2 protein-coding genes are annotated in these 1,204 nt (G+C 40.8%); both read left to right on the plus strand.

The genetic code is table 11. The features are described 5' to 3' along the window. A partial coding sequence (locus F6K53_RS43845) for an HNH endonuclease signature motif containing protein (protein WP_293087099.1) occupies nt 1-290 on the plus strand: 290 nt, incomplete at its 5' end. 89 nt (nt 291-379) lie between these two features. Then, nucleotides 380-1,150: a helix-turn-helix domain-containing protein gene (locus tag F6K53_RS43850; protein ID WP_293087102.1), complete on the plus strand. Its 771-nt coding sequence runs from the start codon at nt 380-382 to the stop codon at nt 1,148-1,150. Nucleotides 1,151-1,204 lie beyond the last annotated feature (54 nt).

The following is a 1,204-nucleotide window of genomic DNA, read 5'->3' on the forward strand; positions in this document are numbered from 1 at the left end:
CCTCATCCCCCGACAACCCCACCCTAGCCAAATATTGGGAAAAACGAAAAACCACATTGGGGAAAACCCGATGGGATAAAGATTCAAAGTACTATAAAGTCGCCGAGAATCAAAAATGGAAATGCCCGATATGCGGTGAAAATCTGTTCAATGGAGAAGAACTACATACCCATCACATAGTCAGGGTAAAAGATGGGGGAACGGACGATTCTACAAACTTAGTCCATGTACATAGAGCCTGTCATCTACATATACATACAGGGTCACGGTCTGAGAAGTCAAAGGCTTGAGCCGGATGATATGAAAGTGTCAAGTCCGGTTCTTAGGGGGGGAAGAAATGGTGACATTGATTCCCTACCCGACGTACTCGCGGTCATCCATGTCTTCAGTTGTCGATTGTATGGACTCAGGAAATATAAAAACAAAATCCTTGAAGACAACGACTTACCGAGTATATCCAAACAAGGATCTTGAGAAAATATGGAAGAAGTGGGTCGCCGCTGTCAGGAAAGTTTACAACATATCAATCGAGCAACTGAATAAGAACCAGGGTTATACAAAGGTAGGAAAGAAAGGAGGAAAACATGGCTTTAGAACTTGGTTAAAACAATCTGGGCTAATCCCTGAGTGGTGCAAAAGCCTAAATGTTTCTAAAATACTAGATAACGCTTCCATGGAAGCTTATACAGCTTGGAAGGGAACGGCTAAACAACCGAAGTTCATAGGTATTGGTAAAAAAAGAAAGTCCAATCCACAAGCTGGTCTAAAGTTAGCAAAGTTCCGTAGTGTAAGGGATCAAAAACAAACAATTCAGTTTGATCCAACAGCTTACAAAGGGGGAAGATGGATGGTCTCCACGACTAAACATTTACCGAAGCCTAAGTTTAAAGGTAATAATCACTGTATATTGACAGACGGTTCTACGGAACTGACTTACAACAAAGGAAGATGGTTCGCTCATTTTCCAGTTGAATTTACAACAGAGCCTACTCTTACCAGAAAAGTGGTAGCTTTAGACCCTGGCGTCAGAACATTCATGACAGGATTTGATGGAAATCAATTTCTTGAATTTGGAATTGATGACTTTCAGAGGATAGCCAAACTTTGCTCTCATTTAGACAAAATAAAAAGTAATCACGATCAGGCATAGAGACACAAAAACAAGCATAAACGTAATCGAACAAAAGCGACAATGGAAAGACTA

The organism is Moorena sp. SIO4A1 (assembly GCF_010672065.1).
GTDB lineage: Bacteria > Cyanobacteriota > Cyanobacteriia > Cyanobacteriales > Coleofasciculaceae > Moorena.